General features: G+C 50.2%; 19 protein-coding genes. 11 read left to right on the top strand and 8 right to left on the bottom strand.

From position 1 onward, the window contains the following. The first annotated feature begins 13 nt into the window (after positions 1–13). From ABGT88_RS09640 to ABGT88_RS09615, 6 genes are all read left to right on the top strand, one after another. The gene (locus ABGT88_RS09640; protein WP_072544728.1) at positions 14–466 is read left to right on the top strand and encodes a hypothetical protein; all 453 of its coding nucleotides are present in this window, start codon (positions 14–16) and stop codon (positions 464–466) included. Beyond that, positions 463–858 (top strand): hypothetical protein, encoded by a 396-nt coding sequence (locus tag ABGT88_RS09635; RefSeq protein ID WP_346701788.1) that lies wholly within the window; start codon positions 463–465, stop codon positions 856–858. The genes ABGT88_RS09640 and ABGT88_RS09635 overlap by 4 nt, the downstream gene beginning before the upstream one ends. After that, on the top strand, positions 855–1,373 hold the full coding sequence (locus ABGT88_RS09630) for a hypothetical protein (RefSeq protein ID WP_346701786.1): 519 nt from the start codon (positions 855–857) through the stop codon (positions 1,371–1,373). The genes ABGT88_RS09635 and ABGT88_RS09630 overlap by 4 nt, the downstream gene beginning before the upstream one ends. Positions 1,374–1,437: 64 nt before the next feature. Then, a complete protein-coding gene (locus ABGT88_RS09625; RefSeq protein WP_119965898.1) occupies positions 1,438–2,325 on the top strand; it encodes a hypothetical protein in 888 nt (295 codons plus the stop codon). A gap of 179 nt (positions 2,326–2,504) precedes the next feature. Next, complete coding sequence (gene mobV / locus ABGT88_RS09620; protein ID WP_346701783.1) at positions 2,505–3,956, top strand: MobV family relaxase; 1,452 nt, start codon at positions 2,505–2,507, stop codon at positions 3,954–3,956. Between the two features lie 53 nt (positions 3,957–4,009). Further along, a complete protein-coding gene (locus tag ABGT88_RS09615) occupies positions 4,010–5,473 on the top strand; it encodes an OmpA family protein (RefSeq protein WP_346701781.1) in 1,464 nt (487 codons plus the stop codon). A 79-nt stretch (positions 5,474–5,552) separates the two neighbouring features. On the opposite strand, the gene ABGT88_RS09610 is transcribed toward ABGT88_RS09615, so the two are convergent. Genes ABGT88_RS09610 through ABGT88_RS09600 form a run of 3 tightly spaced genes read right to left on the bottom strand, consistent with a single transcriptional unit; the run spans position 5,553 to position 8,078 of the window. Next, on the bottom strand, positions 5,553–6,326 hold the full coding sequence (locus tag ABGT88_RS09610; protein WP_346701779.1) for a metallophosphoesterase: 774 nt from the start codon (positions 6,324–6,326) through the stop codon (positions 5,553–5,555). 1 nt (position 6,327) lies between these two features. Next, a complete protein-coding gene (locus ABGT88_RS09605) occupies positions 6,328–7,107 on the bottom strand; it encodes a hypothetical protein (protein WP_346701777.1) in 780 nt (259 codons plus the stop codon). Beyond that, complete coding sequence (locus tag ABGT88_RS09600; RefSeq protein ID WP_087397934.1) at positions 7,101–8,078, bottom strand: hypothetical protein; 978 nt, start codon at positions 8,076–8,078, stop codon at positions 7,101–7,103. Before ABGT88_RS09600 ends, ABGT88_RS09605 begins: the two co-directional genes overlap by 7 nt. Positions 8,079–8,450: 372 nt before the next feature. Here ABGT88_RS09600 and ABGT88_RS09595 point away from each other — a divergent pair, with 372 nt between their 5' ends. From ABGT88_RS09595 to ABGT88_RS09585, 3 genes are all read left to right on the top strand, one after another. Then, the gene (locus ABGT88_RS09595) at positions 8,451–9,032 is read left to right on the top strand and encodes a hypothetical protein (protein ID WP_346701774.1); all 582 of its coding nucleotides are present in this window, start codon (positions 8,451–8,453) and stop codon (positions 9,030–9,032) included. 651 nt (positions 9,033–9,683) lie between these two features. Further along, entirely contained in the window at positions 9,684–9,908 is a 225-nt protein-coding gene (locus ABGT88_RS09590; RefSeq protein ID WP_346701772.1) for a hypothetical protein, read from the top strand. A gap of 105 nt (positions 9,909–10,013) precedes the next feature. Further along, positions 10,014–11,300: an IS1380 family transposase gene (locus ABGT88_RS09585; RefSeq protein WP_148331112.1), complete on the top strand. Its 1,287-nt coding sequence runs from the start codon at positions 10,014–10,016 to the stop codon at positions 11,298–11,300. A 140-nt stretch (positions 11,301–11,440) separates the two neighbouring features. On the opposite strand, the gene ABGT88_RS09580 is transcribed toward ABGT88_RS09585, so the two are convergent. From ABGT88_RS09580 to ABGT88_RS09565, 4 genes are all read right to left on the bottom strand, one after another. After that, the gene (locus ABGT88_RS09580; RefSeq protein ID WP_346701770.1) at positions 11,441–12,355 is read right to left on the bottom strand and encodes a hypothetical protein; all 915 of its coding nucleotides are present in this window, start codon (positions 12,353–12,355) and stop codon (positions 11,441–11,443) included. A gap of 13 nt (positions 12,356–12,368) precedes the next feature. Continuing rightward, a complete protein-coding gene (locus tag ABGT88_RS09575; RefSeq protein ID WP_021947372.1) occupies positions 12,369–13,526 on the bottom strand; it encodes a site-specific integrase in 1,158 nt (385 codons plus the stop codon). A 228-nt stretch (positions 13,527–13,754) separates the two neighbouring features. Further along, entirely contained in the window at positions 13,755–15,161 is a 1,407-nt protein-coding gene (gene mnmE / locus ABGT88_RS09570; RefSeq protein ID WP_346702861.1) for a tRNA uridine-5-carboxymethylaminomethyl(34) synthesis GTPase MnmE, read from the bottom strand. Between the two features lie 8 nt (positions 15,162–15,169). Beyond that, positions 15,170–16,024: a DNA/RNA non-specific endonuclease gene (locus ABGT88_RS09565; protein ID WP_346701767.1), complete on the bottom strand. Its 855-nt coding sequence runs from the start codon at positions 16,022–16,024 to the stop codon at positions 15,170–15,172. Between the two features lie 121 nt (positions 16,025–16,145). Here ABGT88_RS09565 and pepT point away from each other — a divergent pair, with 121 nt between their 5' ends. Then, positions 16,146–17,366 (top strand): peptidase T, encoded by a 1,221-nt coding sequence (pepT, locus tag ABGT88_RS09560; RefSeq protein ID WP_087409621.1) that lies wholly within the window; start codon positions 16,146–16,148, stop codon positions 17,364–17,366. Between the two features lie 88 nt (positions 17,367–17,454). Next, the gene (miaA, locus tag ABGT88_RS09555; RefSeq protein WP_087409620.1) at positions 17,455–18,354 is read left to right on the top strand and encodes a tRNA (adenosine(37)-N6)-dimethylallyltransferase MiaA; all 900 of its coding nucleotides are present in this window, start codon (positions 17,455–17,457) and stop codon (positions 18,352–18,354) included. A 159-nt stretch (positions 18,355–18,513) separates the two neighbouring features. Here miaA and ABGT88_RS09550 read toward each other — a convergent pair whose 3' ends face one another. Then, the gene (locus ABGT88_RS09550; protein ID WP_346701764.1) at positions 18,514–19,596 is read right to left on the bottom strand and encodes a CapA family protein; all 1,083 of its coding nucleotides are present in this window, start codon (positions 19,594–19,596) and stop codon (positions 18,514–18,516) included. Positions 19,597–19,600: the final 4 nt, after the last annotated feature.

Raw genomic sequence — 19,600 nt, 5'->3', positions numbered from 1 at the left:
AACACAAACAGACATGAATATGCTACGACATTTTCTGAACGATTTCCTTTCTTTCGTCCCGTTGCAGTTGCCGCAGCTTCTCGACGTGACGACAATGGAGGAACCGCAGTTCTACGGAGACTATGTACTGCTTACATTTCCTCTGCGCGACACCTACGAGTTGGAAGAGGTAATGGACATGTTCGAGGACGACATGGAACTGATTACGCTGTACCACCATATCCCGATGCCGACGGAGCAGTACGGGCACAGCACCTGTGCGTACTCCAATCCCGCATTCGGGCAGATGTTCAAGATGAACGCCAAGACCGATGCCGATGGCAGGGTCAGCTGCGTTTTCGCCACTATTTACGATTCGCTCGATCTGATGTACGGCGACCTTTGCCTTGATCTCAAACTGCATTCGAAAAGTGGCACATTGAAATACAGGAGGAACAAGGAAGACTTATTGATGGATTTTATATGAGAAATACATTGTACCGACAGATGGTGTACTGGATCAATGCACACAGGACATGGATTGAGGTGGCCGATGCCAGCCTTTACAGGGAGCACGTCATCGCAAGGAGCAACAGGACAGACTACCTCGTTTCCCGCACGCTGGTCCTACGGGCTTTCAAGCCGAACGGAGGCTGTGCCGAAGGCACCGTGTGGAACATTCCCGAACACGATTTGGACAGGGCGTTGGCCACATTGCGCAAGCAGGACAGGCAGTTCCGTCAGCGAATCAAGAAAGCCGCCATGTATCTCACGGCTCCAGATGCAGAAGCCATCATACTGTTGGCCACACACGGCATTGTACGTTTGGAGCTGCTTGAACAGCCCATACATTTGACATCAAAGCCATCCTACCTATGACCAGCCTTCTATTACAATTTGTATTCATAGCACTGCTTGTCATTCTGCCGATGGCATTGTACAGGAGCCGCCGTCCTTTCATGGCAGTATTCTACCGCGCCATGACAGGCAATGCCCGGGCACGCAAATTCTACACGCAGGTGCTTGTGGTACTGTTGCTCCTTTTCCATTATGTCTATACGACCGGACATCCCGGACAGTTCGGCACGGTATTGTCTGCCATCGTATGTGCCGCCATGTTCTCCGCCAGGAGGACGGACAGATGGCTCCGCAAGCTGCTCGACCGTCCGAAGGCATTTGTCGCCTGCGGCGTCTTCGCACTGGCTGTATGTATCGTGCCGCAGTTGTTCACCCTGTCCGTTACCGTCTCATATATCCTTCTGGCAGCCCTGTTCTATCCCTCCGGCAGAGTTCTGGCCGAATGGGAGGATAGGGACAGGAGACTTTACCTGTCGGAACATCCGGATGAGATGTCCGACATCTACCATTGCAATCATCACGCGAGGCTGCCATGATAATGCGGACAGAAGCGGCCTTATCTTATCCGCACAATAGTCAATCACAAAAAACAGAATGAAGATGAAGAATAAAGAAGAAATGACCGCAACCATATCGACATGTATCGGTCTGTTCGACTTCCTCAAGGAAAAGGTCGGTGAACGCAAGACAAGGACGGAAGCCTATTGCGACCTGTTGGACAAGTCGCTGGCAGGCTTTGTTTCCCCTTTTTTAAGAAATCAGGATTTCGAGCTCAGGCCGAGGCAGTGTCATGTGACCGTTTCAGACCTCGCAACCGAATGGCGGTGGCACAGGGCCACTGTCCGTTCCTTTCTGGATACGCTGGAATCATTCGGACAGCTGGAAAGGACGAAACTGCCGAAAAGCATGGTCATCACCATGCACCTGCATGATGGCAGCCATGCCGTACCCGATATTGTACAGGGAACCGCAGGCATTGTCCGTCAACTGAACGGAATCCTGTCCGAATGGATAAACGGCAGCATCACTTCCGATGACGCCGGTATTGCGTGTGGTCAGATTGTACACCAGGCCATCACCGATGCCGGACTCAAGTATGAACTGCCGGAAGACGACTGCCGTGTCACCTTGCAGAAGTTGCCGGAGAGAATGAACGCGCGAGTGCTGGAAATCCACACCGCCGCTGTGGAGTGCATCGTCCTTGCTGCCCTGCGGAAAGTGTTGCGCCGGTCGAAGCCGGAAGAAAGCATGAAGCTCATGCAATACTTCTGTTTTGATCTGGGAGCAAGCTGGCCGTCATTCATTGACCTGTCAAAGACCCTTGCAGAGCAAATTCTGAACTCAGGGAAAGAAAAGGACATCGACCACGACGACGACCGTCAGCTGCTCCTTGACGACCTTCACGACCCGTTCCTGTCGGCTGCGGCGAAAGCCCTGGAGAAATCCGCAGGTGCGGACTGTCGAACCCCATTGTATAACCACGGATAATCCGTCCTTCAGCCGGCGTAGCCGTCCTGCCGTTTATAGCAGGCATCCGGGCTTGCCCGTCTGCCACCAAACAAAGGGATGGGGAGCCTAATACCCCAATGACAGGAGCCATTGGGAGAGATGTCCAGGCAGGCAGCAAGCTGGGATGAAAGATTATCCAATGCAACAGAAGAAGCAGTATGACAAATGCAAAACAGGTTCTCGACGTTCAGGTCTCCAAAGGCATCACCACCGCCCAAAGTAACGAACATCTGCGTAACCGCAGTGAGAAGGCGGCGGAATATGCCATGAAGAAAGGTAACTACGACCCGACAAGGGAACATCTGAACTTTGAGATAGTAAACGGCAAGGTGCGTCCTGTGGACAAAAGCCGGAGTATTCCGGATAGGATGGCCGACAGTCTCCGTCAGCGGGGTATTAAGGACCCGAACGAAGGACTGGTGGAACCCAAGTACAGGACGGTGGTCAACATTATCCTCGGCGGCTCCCGCGAACTGATGCGGCAGCTTGCCTTTGGAAAGCAGGATGTGGATTTCGAGCAAGGAGCGGATAACAGCCGAATCGTCAGAAAGCCGGAAATTGAACAGTGGGCAAAGGATGCCTATAGATTCATCTGTGACAAGTATGGCGAACAGAATATAGCGGCGTTTGTTGCGCATCTCGATGAACAGAATCCCCATGTACATTGTACGCTACTGCCAATAAAGGACGGCAAGTTTGCATACAAGGAGATATTTGCCGGAAAGGACAAATACGAGTACAGCGCGAGAATGAAGCAGCTGCACAGCGACTTTGCCGAGGTGAACAGGAAGTGGGGACTTGCCAGAGGTAGCAGCGTCTCAGAGTCCGGCGCTCGTCACAGAACGACCGAGGAATACCGCCGTATGCTGTCGGAGGAATGTACGACCATCGAGGAGCAGATTGCCCGTCATAAGGAAGTCCTTTCGGACCTCCGGTCGGACATCAGGCTGGCAGAACGCAGGGTCAAGGGATTGACCTCTATGGTGGAAAATCTCCAGAAGAAGCAGGCGGAGAAGGAAGCAAGGCTCGCTGTTCTTGAAGACGAACTGAAAGAGCACAAGGGCGATGCCGATGCCATATCCGCCGAGACGGACAAGCTGAAAAAGGAGCTTGCCTATATCCAGCTTAAACTGGCAGACAAACAGGATAAGCTGAAGCTGGCTGACCGACAGCTGTCCGACCTCAAAGAGAACATGGATGCCATTCAGGAGAGGACAGAACATCTCAAGGAAGAAGCCTACAAATACTCCCGTGATGTCCATTCCAAAGTGGACAGTCTGCTCAAGGACGCGATGCTGGAAAATATGGTGAATGAGTTCCGTGACCTTTCGGCTCGGATGACCGGCCCGGAACGGCAGATGTTTGACGGCACTCTTGTACAGTCTATAGCGGAACAAGGGAAAGAGGTCATGCACTGCGCCACCTTGCTATTCCTGGGCATGGTCGATGATGCCACCACCTTTGCCGAAACACATGGCGGAGGCGGAAGCAAGAGCGATCTCAAATGGGGACGGGACGAAGACGAGGACAACCGTGCATGGGCGCTCCGCTGCATGAGGATGGCAAGTCGCATGATGAAGCCCGCAATCGGCAGGAAGCCCAAGCGTTGACCGGCATCCTTGTCCCATAAATCAAAAGAATCAACCAATAAAAGTATCAGATTATGACGAAACATATCATTTTATTCTTTGCGGCACTTTGTTCGCTGCACAACTACGCGAATGCCGCATCGTCGGACAACGATACTGTCCGATATGACGGTTTCTGTAGCGGTATCGAAATGCTACGCCCGATACAGCCCTCTTATCTTGACGGAGTGATAGTCCCGACACGCAGGAGCGGCAACTGGTTTGTCAGCCTGTCTGGAGGTGCAACGGCATTTCTCGGCACGCCGCTCGGATGTGAGGACATTTTCGGGAGACTCAAGCCCTCTTACACTATAGGTGTGGGCAAATGGTTCACGCCGTCAGTCGGTGCCCGTATCAATTACAGCGGACTTCAATTCAAAGACAGCCGTCTGTACACACAGGAATATCATCATATCCATGCGGATCTGATGTGGAATCTGCTCGGAAGCAGGTATGCGAAACAGGATAATGTCCGATGGAGTCTTTCTCCGTATGCGGGTCTTGGGCTGTTGCACAATGCAGACAACGGACATAATCCGCTTGCCATATCATACGGCATACAAGGTCAGTACCGTTTGTCCAAGAGGGTAAGTGTCCTGATGGAATTGTCCGGGATAACCACCTTCCAGGACTTCGACGGATACGGTAAAGCGAACCACCTCGGAGACCACATGCTTTCATTGACGGCAGGCTTTTCGTTCAGCATTGGCAAAGTCGGCTGGAAACGTGCTGTTGACACCCGTCCGTATGAACGGCATAACGAGTGGCTGACCGGCTATGCTAACACCCTTTCTGAACAGAACAGGCAATATGTTGGCAAACTGGACAAGGAAAGAAGGGTCCTGGACGAACTGAAGAAGATTCTCGAAATCGAAGGGCTGCTCGATACTTACGGGCATCTGTTTGATGACATGGATGTCGATGACCGGAGGTTCCCCGTAAACAATTACAGCGGGCTGAACTCACTCCGTGCTCGGTTAAAGAATCGCCATTGGAACGGCAATTCGCCTTTTACAGCCGAAGTGGGCACAGGCATTACACAAGACTTGGAGACAGACAGTATCTGCAAAGCCGGTCAGGACAGCATTTCCGGAATGCGGAACATGCCAGCCAATCATTCAGATACCATTTCTGCGGCCGGTTATTTCGCCCTCATGCAGCATGGAGACGAATGTATAGGCTCTCCGGTCTATTTCTTCTTTGACCTTAACACCGCCCACCTTACGGACTCTCTGCAAAAGGTCAATCTTGACGCGCTCGCTCATGTAGCCAAGAAGTATGGACTGTCTGTGAAAGTTACGGGAGCGGCAGATAGCGCAACCGGCACAGCTTCCATCAACAATGCGTTGAGCACAGCCAGAGCCGATTACATTGCCGGTGAACTCATCAAGCGTGGCTTATCGGCAGAAAGCATTACCAGAATGTACGAGGGCGGCATATCGTATTATGTACCGAACGAAGCCAACAGACACACGAAAGTAGAACTTTATTTCAGATAAGTAGTCTTTTTGTTCATAAGTAAAAACAACTTTTTCATTTTTTGAGAGCCTGTCCGTGACGGATCGGCTCTCATTTTCGCTAATATATTTCTATGAATTTGTTTGGGTTGAAGGCCAAATGTTCATTATAGAATACATAGCCGAGTTGGTTTGTGACACATTTTGTCCCGCCGATAATTTTATCAATATTACGATGTGAATGACCGTATATCCAATAATCTATAGGATTGTTTGTAATATAATCGGTAAGATCGACTGTAAAAGCTCCGTTTAACGGACTTCCCGTGAACTCTGGCGCAAGCAATTCATGTGACGGTACATGGTGCGTAACTACAATGATATGTTCCTTATTGCTTTTGAATATGCTTTCTTTGAGAAATCTAAAGCATTTGTCGTGCTCCATATTGAAGCGCGTCCAGTTAAGAGAATCGTTGTCCCCACATTTGATACGCCGGAAATCCGATATAGCCAGTTCTGTCCGGAATGCATCCTGCCGTTCTATATGAGACCATAGTGTGGTCGCTATTATTTCAGTATGTTCGGACAAAGGAATAACAGCATTATAATAACAAATGACATTAGTCCGTATTCTTGATGTCCAACCGTTATATAAAGAGTCAAGATTGAACATTTTGTAAAACTCATGATTTCCTGGAACAACAATTACTTGCTTGTAATTGTCGGAAGCCCAATCCCAAAACGGATGGCGGCTGTAGTTCTCATCTCCGAAATACCCTATGTCACCTGCCAATACAAGAATATCTCCTGCAACTTTCAGCGGATTATGCTTGATATAACTGGCATTCTCCGCAAATTCCAGATGAAGGTCGGATGCGTATTGTAATCGAGTCATTTTACAAAAAGCTGGCTTTCAGTTGCTCCAACATCTGCTCTCCGGTAATGTTTCGCAAACCGGCCGATTTGAAGAAATCCTGGTTGGGAAGTTCGTCCTTAACTTCATCACAGAAATGTGACACATCATCTTTTAATGTCTGTGGTACATCCTCGAAACTGTCGGAAGGAGCAAGCATGGCTGCAAGCCTGAACACATCCTTTTTGTGTTTCTGTATATGCTTGCTGTCCACTTGTTCCCCTTTCGCCTTTCTATCGGACATTTCAAGAAATGCTTTGCATTTCAGGCAGATAAGGCTCTCTACATTTGCAATGTGAACACCATCTTCAACATAGCTGTGTTTTATCGTGAAATTGTAATAGCCATCATCCATAAGTATGGCAGAAAGGCTTGACAAATCATCATCTGTCGGGATGGGGGTTATGTGGGCGTCTTCCGGAAAGTCCAACAGTCCTATATTGCGTGAGAAAAGCTCTATCTGATAGGGAAACTCCATACTTGCCGGTTTCATAAACCGATAATACTCGTGTTTATGCTGATTGCCTTCACTTGTTCCTATATTGCGCTGCTCATATCCTGCGGCTTTTACCAGTTCCCAAAACCGGGAGACAAATTCGTGGGACAGGGCTTCTACTACGAGAATGATGTCTATGTCTTTGGTTGCCCTTGGAGTCTGCGCATATAGTTCCTCGTGAATTTCACATGCCGTGCCTCCAATTATAACATAGGAATCTTCAAATCCCTTGAAGAACTCCTTGAACTTCTCAATACCTTTTACCATTGTATGTCGTTTAATAGATTATCTAATTCAATTTGAACTCGCTCGTCGTCATTGTCTTTGAGAGACAAATACAATGACAGTTTGTCAACTGTTCCCGTATGGCTCAACAGTTTCGGGTCATATTTCCAGATTTCAATACGGAATAATCCATATTCTTTATTGATTGGAATATCGGACTGATGCATATCAGTCCTGTTGATGGCATACATATCCGAATTTTCCTCATTGATTAGTGTATATTCTGATAGAGCATTTATACCGCATTTCAGGCTTCCGCTCGGAAGGAAATCGGAAAAAGCAATTTTTTCAACCGGAGACACGAGGAAAGGCATGGCTTTCTCCCATAGTTCCTTTCCGTAGTAAATCAATCTTACTTCTTTTGTCTTTTTCCCTTCAAGTGAAACCAAACCGTTTTCGCTCAGCCACCGTAATGAACGATTGATGGTCGCGTATGAGACTTGAAAGATTTCCATCAAATCTTTTGTCTCACATCTATCAATGGACTTTATTTCCAGATTGTAAAGTAGTAAGCACTGTGCCATAGGAGGTATGGTCTCCTTTATATCTATTCCTGTTGCTTTTGCCTTTTTAAGGTCAATCAGCAGAGATGGAATGAACATCTGTTTTTTCGGAATGATGAAATTTGACCTTTGTGAGGTCAGTCTTCCCACATTATAGGATGCTATGTTGTCTGTAACAAGTACGACCGGGCATTCACATTTATGCTCTATTAGATTAAATGTCCGTTTCAGCTGTGCAGGAGATATTTCATTCCCATCATGAGTTAAGGCAAATACAACAGCGTGACCGAGCAATTCAACTTTATAAAGATTGAAGCTCTGTGTTACTGCAATGGGAATAGTATCGGATATGCATTTTTCTAATGGGACAAGAGTTACTTTCTCATCCAAGACGGAGAGAACATAGTCTGTCACCAATTTTATAAATTCATCGTTATTGCACATAATCATATTGATGTGATTTTGTGCAAAAATAGTGATTTTATATTGATAGGCAAAGGTATAGCATCTTTTTTACAGATAATATCCATCTTTTTACTCATTCTCGTACTCATCGGCTGCCTGTCAGCCCTGTTTTTCCGTGCAAAGGTACTGCGGAGGGCGAATGTCAAGTACCGCCATGCTGACAGGCCTGCGTACCGGATGACAGCTTTCCGCAAATCACAGATTTGGGTATTTCATCAGCTACTTTGCCGTCCACTTGCCTTATTGCCCCTGACCCGCAGTCTTTTCACGCACGAAAATCATTCCCGACCGGAAGCCGTAAGGCTCCGAGAAAAGGGAAAGATAAAGAAAAAGTTTAACGGATTAAATTTAAGAGTTATGCCTAATTGGTGTTCAAGTGCGTATGTGATAGAGGGCGACGCAAAAGAAATCAAGAGCCTCTATGAGTTAATGAAAAGACTGGAAGACATGGAAAAACCTTCAGTGGAAAACGGCTTCGGGACTACATGGCTGGGATGCCTTGTGGATGCCTTGGGCAAGGATTGGAACGATGTATATTGTCGTGGTGAGTGGAGCAGCCTTGAAGTGGACGGCGAAGTGATAAGATTATACACCGAGACGGCATGGTCTCCCTGCAATGAGGTGTTTGACCTTGTGAGGGAAAAATATCCGTCACTTTACTATTATTTTCAGGCGGAAGAGCCGGGCATGGGAATTTATGAAACGAACGACAGTTCGGGTGTCTATTTCCCCGACAGGTATTTTTTTGATGCCTGTACGCCCGAAGAAGAGTACATCAGCGAATACTTCGAGAATCAGGAAGATGCGTTCAAGTGGATTGAGAAAGAGACTGGGAAATCAATAAGGTCGGCAAAGGATGTCGAAGCTCTTGATGCAGAATGGAGTGAGAAGTGCGAAGATGCTTTCTGCTACCTGCATGAGTTTGAGGTGATAAGTTGACTCGGGTAAAGGGGGGCATATCTCCCGGGCTGCAAGTCAGTTCGGGGGATTTTTCATGTCATCACAATCCTTTTTCCAGTTCCTGCTCCCAGTTTTAGCCGGATGCCTTGAAAGGCACTGCAACCTTTTGTATGTCCCTGCCGTCCTGTCTTTTTATTCCGCGACTTCTGTCCGCTTTTATCATGGGCCATCGACCGTTCCTCCGCTTCGGCATTCCCCGTCGGAGTGATTTTCCCATGCAAAGGTACAGCGTCCGTCCAGCCGTCAAGTACCGCTACGCTAACCGGTTCACGGATTGAGCGGCAGCCTTCCCAAATCGAAGATGAACTTTCAGTTCCCCGCAGGGTTGGGTATTCCGTTAAATCCCTGACGGTTTCCTTGCCTTTCCTGTTCTTTACACGCTGTCTGTCTTGCATGTAAAATCTTTCCCGACAAGGAAGCTGAAGAAGGCTTCCGAGAAAAGGGAAGAAAAAAGTTTAACAATTAGTGTGTCCAGTTCTACGTTCCTAAAAAAGCAGTATCAAACGCCCTTGTTATTGTTCATATTATGCTCTGAAATTTAACACTTTAGCAGGCAAAATAGTTTTTTGAAGATTTGTGTATTTCATTGATATTTAGTAATTTAGTAGAATAATTAAGTAACTGAAAACAATGAAAAAATCAGATTCACAATCCAATAAAGAGACCCTGGAAGAAGAGGTAAAACGTCTTCGTAAAGAAAATGCCAAACTGAAATCTCAAAAAGCAGCCAAAGAGGCTAAGCTTAAAGAAGCGAGAAAGGAACTTAAAAAAAAAGACGTAAAGACCGTGACTGTGACCGAAGAACAAATGAAATTGTTATCGAACCTTAATTCCGCAACACTATTACAAATATAACTTTTTAAGTACCTGAGCAACAAAAAGTTGCTCAGGATTTTGCCATGTCAGATTTTTCACCTATCTTAGTGTTGCAAATCAAAATATGTATCAAACCCGACAGACATGGTAAAGGTAGCAATAAAATCTGAGAAACTCTCTCCTTTTGGAGGAATTTTTTCAATAATGGAGCTATTTGACTCCAATCTCTCATCTGTAATCGACTCAACTCTCGGTATGAGATGCAGGCTGTATGGTTATCAATACAGCGAAATCATCCGTTCGCTTATGAGCGTTTATTTCTGTGGCGGCTCATGCATAGAGGATGTCACCACTCATCTGATGTACCACCTCTCGCTTCATCCGACATTTCGCACATGCAGTGCCGACACGATTCTCAGAGCCATAAAGGAACTGACCCAGGATAACATTTCCTACACATCCGACACTGGCAAGACCTACGACTTCAACACGGCAGACATGCTGAATACACTGCTCCTCAATTGCCTATTGTCCACAGGGCAGCTGAAAGAGGGCGAGGGGTATGACGTTGACTTCGACCACCAGTTCATAGAGGCTGAGAAGTTTGATGCGAAACCCACATACAAGAAGTTTCTCGGGTACCGTCCAGGTGTGGCTGTCATTGGCGACATGATTGTCGGCATAGAGAACAGCGACGGCAACACTAACGTTCGTTTCCACCAGAAGGACACGTTGAGGAGATTCTTTGAGAGGATTGAACAGAAAGGATTGACAGTCAATCGTTTCAGGGCAGATTGCGGATCCTGCTCAGAGGAAATTGTGGAAGAGGTCGGAAAGCATTGCATGACTTTCTATATCCGCGCCAACCGCTGCGGTTCGCTCTACGATGACATCTTTGCACTCAGAGGGTGGAAGAGAGAGGAACTGGGCGGCATTGAGTTTGAACTGAACTCCATTCTTGTTGAGAAATGGAAAGGGAGGGCATACCGTCTTGTAATCCAAAGGCAGAAGCGAATTGACGGTGAGATTGACCTGTGGGAAGGCGAATACACCTACCGCTGCATCCTTACAAATGACTACGAGTCTTCCGAGAAAGAGATTGTCAAATTCTATAACCTCCGTGGAGGGAAGGAACGCATCTTCGATGAAATGAATAACGGATTCGGCTGGAACAGGCTTCCAAAATCCTTCATGGGAGAAAACACGGTGTTTCTTCTGCTTACGGCACTCATACGCAACTTCTATAAATTCATCATGGCGAGGCTTGACGTGAAGAGGTTCGGACTCAAAGCAACAAGCCGCATCAAGGCGTTTGTCTTCAAGTTCATCTCTGTGCCAGCCAAATGGGGCAGGACATCAAGGCAGTATGTGCTGAATATCTATTCATGCAACAACGCTTATGCTGATGTGTTCCAGAATGACTTTGGATAACACCGACAACTTATGGTCGTGACTTTGCGTATTGCCTCAAGTCGCATGGTGGGGTAAGGGGCGTTTATATGTCTTTATGGTGACATTCGATGCACTGTGCCCCCTTTTTACTAACGATGCAGATTATTTTCGCTTCTGTATCATATAGGCGCGTAGTTGCGGATTTGAGGCTTCTTGTTCCATTTGCCAAAAGCCAAATATAAAAAATATGCCAGCAAGCGTTGCTCCTTAATCCATTCGACAGGTTTTACAAACTTCGCTTTGTCAAAAATCCCATTAAAGACATCGAGCGTTGTATCAGGAGCAATATACTTGTATTTTATCAGCTCGTTGTACATCTTGGTTATATCTTCTGGACTTTGTGGGGTATAGAAGGTCTCAATCCCACACGATGACTCTAAGGGCGAAAAGTCCACTTCTGGATAAAGGGATTTCGCGTATTCGTAGAATTTGGTCCTGTATTTAGGGATACTGCATGTGCTGATTCTATACGAGGTAGTATGGCTCCATTGTTTCTCGAAATCTACATAAATTCGTGGAAATTTGCATATAGAAGATACTGCAAATGCAATGACTCTCAGTTGTAGTGTTTTTGTATCTGGAGTTGGCTGGAAATGATTGTCCAACAGTCCGGCATCAACGGCTCTTTGCAAAAGGGTTGCTACTTGCTCATTGGCCAGCGTCTCTACCAAATCCTTGTATTGGCCTTTTTCTTCACGCTGATACTGCCTGCATATTTCAAATAATGACTGTAACCTTTTAATAGAATCAATAAGTAGTGTCACGCAAGCAGTAGGAGTTATGTCTTCCTTGTGTTTTGCCAGATACTTTTTTATTTCGTCTGTATATCCTATGCTTGTAATTTGCCGTGCAAGGGAAGGGGATGGCTCTTGGCTTATATATTGCTGTATGTCTGCCGTCCATTCCGCTAACATTAATAACTGAGGTGTAAGAAAAGAAAAATCCTGAATAGTGTCTATGTCTATCCCATATTTTAATTCTCCCAGAATCTTGTTTATCTTGGCTACTTTTATAACGAAATCTTGTCTTGTCATAAATCAAATGCTGTTAACCGATTTCCGGAATAAGTGATACTGCGTTCTGCTTGTTCTTATCAAGAACCTTGGCATATATTTGTGTCGTGGAAAGTTCTTTGTGCCCGAGCAGTTTTGATACGGTATAGATGTCCGTGCCCAAGTCGAGCATCAGGACTGCGAAGGTATGGCGCCCGCAATGGAATGTTAAATTTTTCTTTATTCCTGCAGTCATGCTCCATCGTTGCAACTCTACGGATGTCCAGGAGCCGTATGTGAATCCGGTAAAAACAGGATCTTCTGGATTTCCTCTTTCTCCAAGATATTTTTCCGCTTGAGGTGAAATATCCAAATATTCCTGGCCGCCGGTCTTTTTCTGTTTGAAGATAATTCTTGTGAACTCACCAAATTTTTGCACGTCTCCCCACAAGAGTTTTTGGATGTCGGATTTACGCAATCCAGTCAGGCAGGAAAAGAGGAACGCACGTTTAAGTACGGGATAGCGGCACGGCGTTTCCGCTAATTTTCTGACTTCCTCTAATGTCAGATAATCACGCTTGACCTCTGCATCTTTGAACCCTTCAATTCCGCGTAATGGATTGACGGCAATAATCCTTTCATCATAAGCATGGTTGATACAGGCGCTAAGTTTTCTGAAATAGGACGCTTTCGAATTTTGAGACAGACCTTGAAACACATCACGTTCTCTGCGCGGCCCCCTGCGTTTGTGTGTGTCCTTTTCAACACTTTCTAAGAAATCTTTGAACCCCAAAATAAATTCTGGTGTAACATCTCTGAAAGTTGTTTTCTCATCGCAGTACAGCTCCAGATAACGCAAGCAACTTTGCCAGTTGCCATAGTTGCCTCTTGTATCTGGAGTATTCCGTTCTTTAACCATGTTACGGTAATATTCCAGGAATGGAGTATCCTCCTTGAATTGATGAGTGAATGTATATTCCCCGTTTTGAATCTCAATTAAACGCTTTGATTTAATTGCTTGAGCCGTTGCTAAAGTCTGTCGGTTCTGTTCCCGCTCGATAGGTGTTTTTGCTTCTATCAAGTATAGTTTCAGGTATTCTTTGTGACGCTTCCCGTTTCTATATATGTCAAGATACAGGCTGATGTTTCCATTGCTCAGCTTCTTCTCACGGAGCTTGACCGGTTCCTTTTGTGCGATAGTTTTCTTTGCCATGACTGTTTCCTGCTTTATTGGTTATTAAATTTTCCCTTTGTCGGGGGACAGTTTTTTGTCCCTCATTAATGGTCTGGGGGACAAACTGGGGACAAAAATAAGGAAAAAATATGTAATTACGCAGAAAACATGAAGAAAAAGAGAAAATACATATATCTTGAAAAGTGCCTGATAATACGCATTTTACAGATATATATTTTCTCTTTTTATGATTTTCTTTTCTTTATATCACTTTCCTATGCAGAATTTGGAGAAGATGGTACCGAGGATTTCGTCGGTCGAGATTTGGCCGGTGATTTCGCCCAGGTAGTGCATGCATTCGCGGATGTCTTGGGCAAGGAAGTCGCCCGAGAGGCCGGTTTGCAAGCCGTCAAGGGTGCGCAGTATGGCATCGTGGGCGTGCATGAGTGCCTCGTAGTGGCGGGCGTTGGTGACGATTACGTCGTTCTCGTCGGCCTGGGGCAGGTTGACGGTATCGACCAGCATAGACTCGAGGGCGTCGACGTTCTGGTTGTGCGACGCCGAGAGGAATATCATTGCGGTGTCGGTCATCTCGTGGGTGAGGCGCTCGTACAGTCGGGTGAGTTGCTGCCGGGTGGTGTCATCGATTTTGTCGACTTTGTTGAAGGCGATGATGAGGTGCTTGCCGCGGCAGCGAGGGAGTATCTTCCGGGAGAGCTCCTCGATCTCTTGCGGGGCGTGGGTGGCGTCGATGAGCCAGATGACGATGGTGGCCTGGTCGAGTTTCTGGAAGGTGCGCTCGATGCCCATGCTCTCGATGGTGTCGTGGGTCTCGCGGATGCCGGCGGTGTCGATGAAGCGGAAGGTGATGCCTTGCAGCACGACGGTGTCTTCGATGACGTCGCGGGTGGTGCCGTGGATGTCGGAGACGAGGGCGCGGTCTTCCTTGACGAGTCGGTTGAGCAGGGTCGATTTGCCGGCGTTGGTCTCGCCGATGATGGCGGTGGGGACGCCGTTTTTGATGGCGTTGCCGAGGCTGAACGAGTCGGAGAGGCGCTTGATGACGCGCTCGATTTCGCGGGCCAGGTCGGTGAGTTTCTGGCGGTCGGCAAACTCTACCTCCTCTTCGCTGAAGTCGAGTTCGAGTTCGACGAGCGATACGAAGGTGAGCAGTTGCTCGCGCAGACGGGCGAGCTCGCGGCTGAATCCGCCACGCATCTGCTGGATGGCCAGGCGGTGCGAGGCGGCCGAGGTGGAGGCGATGAGGTCGGCCACGGCTTCGGCTTGCGACAGGTCGAGCTTGCCGTTGGTGAAGGCGCGGCGGGTGAACTCGCCGGGGGTGGCCAGCCGGCAGCCCTGGCGCAGCAGCAGGGCCACGATTTGCTGTTGTATGTAGATGGAGCCGTGGCACGAGATTTCGACGGTATCTTCGCCGGTGAAGGAGTGGGGGGCGACGAAGAGGGTGGCGATGACGTCGTCGAGGGTGTGGCCCGCCTCGTCGGCGATGGTGCCGTAGTGGGCGGTATTGGGCCGGGCCTCGGCCAGCGGTTTGCCGGTGGGGGCGCGGAATATGCGGTCGGTGATGGCGACGGCCTCGGGGCCGCTCACGCGAACGACGGCGATGCCGCCTCGGCCGGGAGCGGTAGAGACGGCACAAATGGTATCTTGGGGCAGGGAGGTATTCAGTTCAGGTTCCATGTTTCGATCCATAACTTGCTTTCTATCGGGGTTTCTATGCTGTCGGGCAGATTGTAGAAGAAATCTATCCCGGTTAATTTTTCCACGCTGTCGATGGTCACGGCCAGGGCACGCATGCGGGGCTGTTCGTCGCTGTTGTCGAAGAGGAAGGCGATGCCTCGCGGCGGGTCGACATAGGGGGCGGCCACGACCTTGAAGTAGCGGTCGGGCACGGCTATGCGGTTGCGTCCGATGGTGCGTGGCGAGTCACTCACGATGGGTCCGCAGGCCACGAGCAGGGCACTGTCGCGCTGGGCCCATTCGCGCACGAGCTCTTCCAGCTCTTTCCAGCGGCCGCGGTTCAATCCCGGGGCCTGTGGGCAGATGTTCGAGAGCAGGAACGACTCGTCCATGGCCAGTTCGCTCCACTTCATGTCGCCGGCGGGAGCCATGTGGCCCCGGTCATATCCGCTACGGGTGTAGTCGCGGGTGTCGGCCGGGGTACCCTTCACGTCGGGGTCACTCACAAATCGGTCGCTGCGCGATACCTCGCCCTCTGTTTCGTTGCGCAACAGTTCGTAGCTCACCCAGTTGGGCAGCTTCCATTGCCGGTTGTACGAGGTGGCATATCCCGTGCGGTAGAGTATCTGCGAGGGGCGGCCGGCCGGGGTGCGGGCCAGTTCGGCCTTCTCGATGTGGGCCCGGTCTGAGCGGGTGACCTCCGAGATTACCGACGACGAGTCGGCGTGCTGGATGAGGTACCACAGTCCGCCGGCAATGAGTAGCAGCAGTAGCAGCGACTTGAGGCTGCTCCTCTGGCTCGACGACGATTTTTTCCTCTTTTTTTTCTTTTTGGCCATACGCTCTACTTTTGAATGCGGTAGTGCAAATGTACGAAAAAAAATTTTTACCTTTGTTCGTCTGTTGGACGAATCCATCGGACCGTGAACCGGAAAGAAAAACCAATAAAAAACATATACGATGAATTTAGTAGATCGTTTTCTCCACTATGTAAGTTTCGATACCCAGTCGGACGAGCTTACCAATATGACTCCCAGTACGCCGGGGCAGATGGTCTTTGCCCAGGCTTTGGCCGAAGAGCTGAAGCAGATAGGCCTTACCGAGGTGACCCTCGACGATAACGGCTATCTGATGGCCACGTTGCCTGCCAACACCGACAAGAAGGTGCCGGTAATCGGCTTTATCGCCCACCTCGATACGAGCCCCGATATGTCGGGGCGCCACGTGTCGCCCCGCATTGTCAAGAACTACGGCGGTGCCGATATTGTGCTGTGTGCTGAGGAGGATGTGGTGCTGAAGCCGTCGGAGTTTCCCGAACTGCTGCACTACGTAGGGCAAGACCTGATTGTGACCGATGGCAAGACACTGCTCGGTGCCGACGACAAGGCCGGTGTGGCCGAGATTGTAACGGCCATGGAGTACCTGTTGGCCCACCCCGAAATCAAGCACGGCAAGATACGGGTGGCCTTCAACCCCGACGAGGAGATTGGCAAGGGGGCTCACAAGTTCGACGTGAAGGCTTTCGGTGCCGAATGGGCCTACACGATGGACGGTGGCGAGATTGGCGAGCTGGAGTATGAGAACTTCAACGCTGCCGTAGCCCGCGTTACCTTCAAGGGCCGCAACGTGCACCCGGGCTATGCCAAGCACAAGATGATCAACTCGATACGTATCGCCAACCAGTATGCCATCATGCTGCCCCGCTGGGAGACGCCCGAGCATACCGAAGGCTACGAAGGGTTCTATCACCTCATTTCGTTCGAGGGCAATGTCGAGAAAACGGTGCTCACCTATATCATTCGCGACCACGACCGCGACCGCTTCGAGCGCCGCAAGAAGGAGCTCGAGCACCTCACCCGCAAAATCAACAACGAGTTCCCCGGTTGTGCCAGCATCGAAATCTCTGACCAATACTACAACATGCGCGAGAAGGTAGAGCCGGTGATGCACATTGTCGACCTCGTCTCCGATGCTATGCGTGCCGTCGATGTGGTGCCCATGGTGAAACCGGTGCGCGGCGGTACCGACGGCGCCCAGTTGTCGTTCAAGGGCCTGCCTTGCCCCAACATCTTCGCCGGCGGCCTCAACTTCCACGGACGCTACGAGTTCGTGCCCATCCAGTCGATGGAGAAAGCCACCGAGGTGATTGTACAAATCGCCCGCATGGCAGCCGAGAAATAACAAACCGTTTTATCCCGACGAAGCAGCATGAGGCACCAGTGGTAGGCCCGGCTGTTTCGTCGGTCTTTTTATATCAATCCTTCATCTTATGGCAGGAACCCTCCTTGTATTGACCGGTCCCACGGGGGTGGGAAAGACCGAACTCAGCCTGCAGCTGGCCGAGCACTACGGTGCGCCTATCATCTCGGCCGACAGCCGGCAGTTCTACCGCGACATTCCCATCGGTACGGCGGCCCCCACGGCCGAACAGCTGGCCCGGGTCAAGCACTATTTCGTGGGGCAGCTGGCCTTGACCGACTATTACAGCGCCTCGTGCTACGAGGAGGAGGTGCTGCGCCTGCTCGACACGCTGTTTCAAGAGCACGCTTATGTGCTGCTCACCGGGGGCTCCATGATGTATATCGATGCCGTGTGCAAGGGAATAGACGAGATTCCTACCATAACCGACGAGGTGCGCCGCGAGGTGCTGGAGCACTACCACCGCGTGGGGCTCGAGGCTCTGTGCGAGGAGTTGCGCGAGCGCGACCCGGTCTACTACGGCGAGGTTGACTTGAAGAACCACAAGCGGGTGATTCATGCTATTGAGATTTGCCGCCAGACGGGCGGCCGATATAGCGACCTGCGCACCCGGCAGGTGAAGCAGCGCCCCTTCCGTATCGTGAAAATCGGACTTATCCGCCCGCGCGAAGAGCTGTTCGACCGCATTGCCCGCCGCACCGAACAGATGATGGCCGACGGCCTGCTCGACGAGGCCCGTCGGGTCTATCCCCTCCGTCACCTCAATTCGCTCAATACCGTGGGGTATAAGGAGCTGTTTGCCTGTTTCGACGGAACGATGACCCTCGACCAGGCCATCGAGAAGATTAAACGCAATACCCGGGTCTACTCCAAAAAGCAGGTGACCTGGTACAAGAAAGACCCCGACATGCACTGGTTCTCGCCCGACGACAAGGAGGCGATTATCGAGTATATCGACGGGTGTAAGTAGTTAAGATTTTTGGGGATTGTTTGCTTTTCCTTACGTGTATATATCCCGTCCGGGATATTTCTGGATTCCGCGTCGCAGTGTGGAATGACCGGTTTGTCACACCGTACTTGATGCGGGGTCTATGGGCGTCGAATGTGCACTTCCCGCCCTGGTATTTAATTAGTCGCGTGTCTTTATAAAATATTCCTTTACACCCCGATTGTAGCGCGAGAAGATTTCGCGAGCCTTTTGCAGGAACCCCTTCAGGTGGGGGCGTTGCGGGTGAGCCTGCACCTCCTGTTCTGCCGGAACGACCACGAAGGGGTCGGCCGCTGTGACAGGTCGGCGGGTGTAGACCAGCGTATATTGGGCCGACTTCAGTACCACCCGGTTTATCGGGTCGCGGGCCACGGTCACTTTTACCAGGGCTCCGCCCACGGTGTCGCGCGTCTTCATGTTGGAGATGAAGTTGCCCAGCGAATAGACGACCAGCGCCTGTGGATTGCCCTGCTTGTCGCAGCGCAGCTCCATGGGTTGAATCACATGCGGGTGGGCCCCGATGACCAGTTGCACCCCCTCGTCGACCAGCAGGTCGGCCAGCTCCTTTTGTGTGGCGTTGGGCAGCAGTTGGTATTCGTTGCCCCAGTGCAGGCAGGCCACAACCAGTTCGGCCTGGAGCTCCCGGGCCCGGCGGATGTCGCGCTTGATGCGTGCCCGGTCTATGTAGTTGACGATGAGGGGCGGTGTGGGGGTGAAGCCGTTGGTGCCGTAGGTGTAGTTGAGGAAGGCGATGCGTATGCCCTTGATGTTGGTGACAAAGGGGTGGAAACGCTCGAGCGAACGGTCGGACTCGTAGGTGCCTATGTGGTCGACGCCGAGGGAGTCGAGCCGTTGCAGCGTGCGCCGGGCTCCACGCGACTGGCGGTCGAGACAGTGGTTGTTGGCGGTGAGGAAGAGGTCGAAACCCGCCTGTTGCAGGGCGGCGGGAAACTCGTCGGGGGCCGAGAAGCAGGGATAGCCCGTGTAGGGGGCGCCTCCCGTGGGGGCTTCGAGGTTGACCACGGCATAGTCGGCCGCCGAAACCTCGGGGGCAATCAGTTCGAAACAGCCCGAGTAGTCATAACCTTCGCCGGTGCGAGCCGAGGTAATCTGGGCCTGGTGCTGCATGGCATCGCCCGCAAAAAGCAGGGAAACTTCGGTAGCGGGAACTACCGGAGTTTGCCCTAATAAAAGCGGTGCTAAAAAGGTGACAAGCCCTGTCATGGCC

Source organism: Barnesiella sp. An22 (assembly GCF_963931395.1).
In the GTDB taxonomy this organism is placed as follows: domain Bacteria; phylum Bacteroidota; class Bacteroidia; order Bacteroidales; family Barnesiellaceae; genus Barnesiella; species Barnesiella merdigallinarum.
The sequence above is the reverse complement of the archived record's forward strand: the minus strand, read 5'-3'. Positions and strand labels throughout refer to the sequence as shown.

Coding starts and splice junctions, on each gene's coding strand:
- ABGT88_RS09595 (WP_346701774.1), top strand. CDS start 8,451: ATGCCTAATTGGTGTTCAAGTGCGTATGTGATAGAGGGCGACGCAAAA.
- ABGT88_RS09640 (WP_072544728.1), top strand. CDS start 14: ATGAATATGCTACGACATTTTCTGAACGATTTCCTTTCTTTCGTCCCG.
- ABGT88_RS09600 (WP_087397934.1), bottom strand. CDS start 8,078: ATGATTATGTGCAATAACGATGAATTTATAAAATTGGTGACAGACTAT.
- ABGT88_RS09575 (WP_021947372.1), bottom strand. CDS start 13,526: ATGGCAAAGAAAACTATCGCACAAAAGGAACCGGTCAAGCTCCGTGAG.
- ABGT88_RS09590 (WP_346701772.1), top strand. CDS start 9,684: ATGAAAAAATCAGATTCACAATCCAATAAAGAGACCCTGGAAGAAGAG.
- ABGT88_RS09630 (WP_346701786.1), top strand. CDS start 855: ATGACCAGCCTTCTATTACAATTTGTATTCATAGCACTGCTTGTCATT.
- ABGT88_RS09635 (WP_346701788.1), top strand. CDS start 463: ATGAGAAATACATTGTACCGACAGATGGTGTACTGGATCAATGCACAC.
- ABGT88_RS09580 (WP_346701770.1), bottom strand. CDS start 12,355: ATGACAAGACAAGATTTCGTTATAAAAGTAGCCAAGATAAACAAGATT.
- ABGT88_RS09605 (WP_346701777.1), bottom strand. CDS start 7,107: ATGGTAAAAGGTATTGAGAAGTTCAAGGAGTTCTTCAAGGGATTTGAA.
- ABGT88_RS09615 (WP_346701781.1), top strand. CDS start 4,010: ATGACGAAACATATCATTTTATTCTTTGCGGCACTTTGTTCGCTGCAC.
- ABGT88_RS09610 (WP_346701779.1), bottom strand. CDS start 6,326: ATGACTCGATTACAATACGCATCCGACCTTCATCTGGAATTTGCGGAG.
- ABGT88_RS09565 (WP_346701767.1), bottom strand. CDS start 16,024: ATGGCCAAAAAGAAAAAAAAGAGGAAAAAATCGTCGTCGAGCCAGAGG.
- miaA (WP_087409620.1), top strand. CDS start 17,455: ATGGCAGGAACCCTCCTTGTATTGACCGGTCCCACGGGGGTGGGAAAG.
- ABGT88_RS09625 (WP_119965898.1), top strand. CDS start 1,438: ATGAAGAATAAAGAAGAAATGACCGCAACCATATCGACATGTATCGGT.
- ABGT88_RS09585 (WP_148331112.1), top strand. CDS start 10,014: ATGGTAAAGGTAGCAATAAAATCTGAGAAACTCTCTCCTTTTGGAGGA.
- ABGT88_RS09550 (WP_346701764.1), bottom strand. CDS start 19,596: ATGACAGGGCTTGTCACCTTTTTAGCACCGCTTTTATTAGGGCAAACT.
- pepT (WP_087409621.1), top strand. CDS start 16,146: ATGAATTTAGTAGATCGTTTTCTCCACTATGTAAGTTTCGATACCCAG.
- mobV (WP_346701783.1), top strand. CDS start 2,505: ATGACAAATGCAAAACAGGTTCTCGACGTTCAGGTCTCCAAAGGCATC.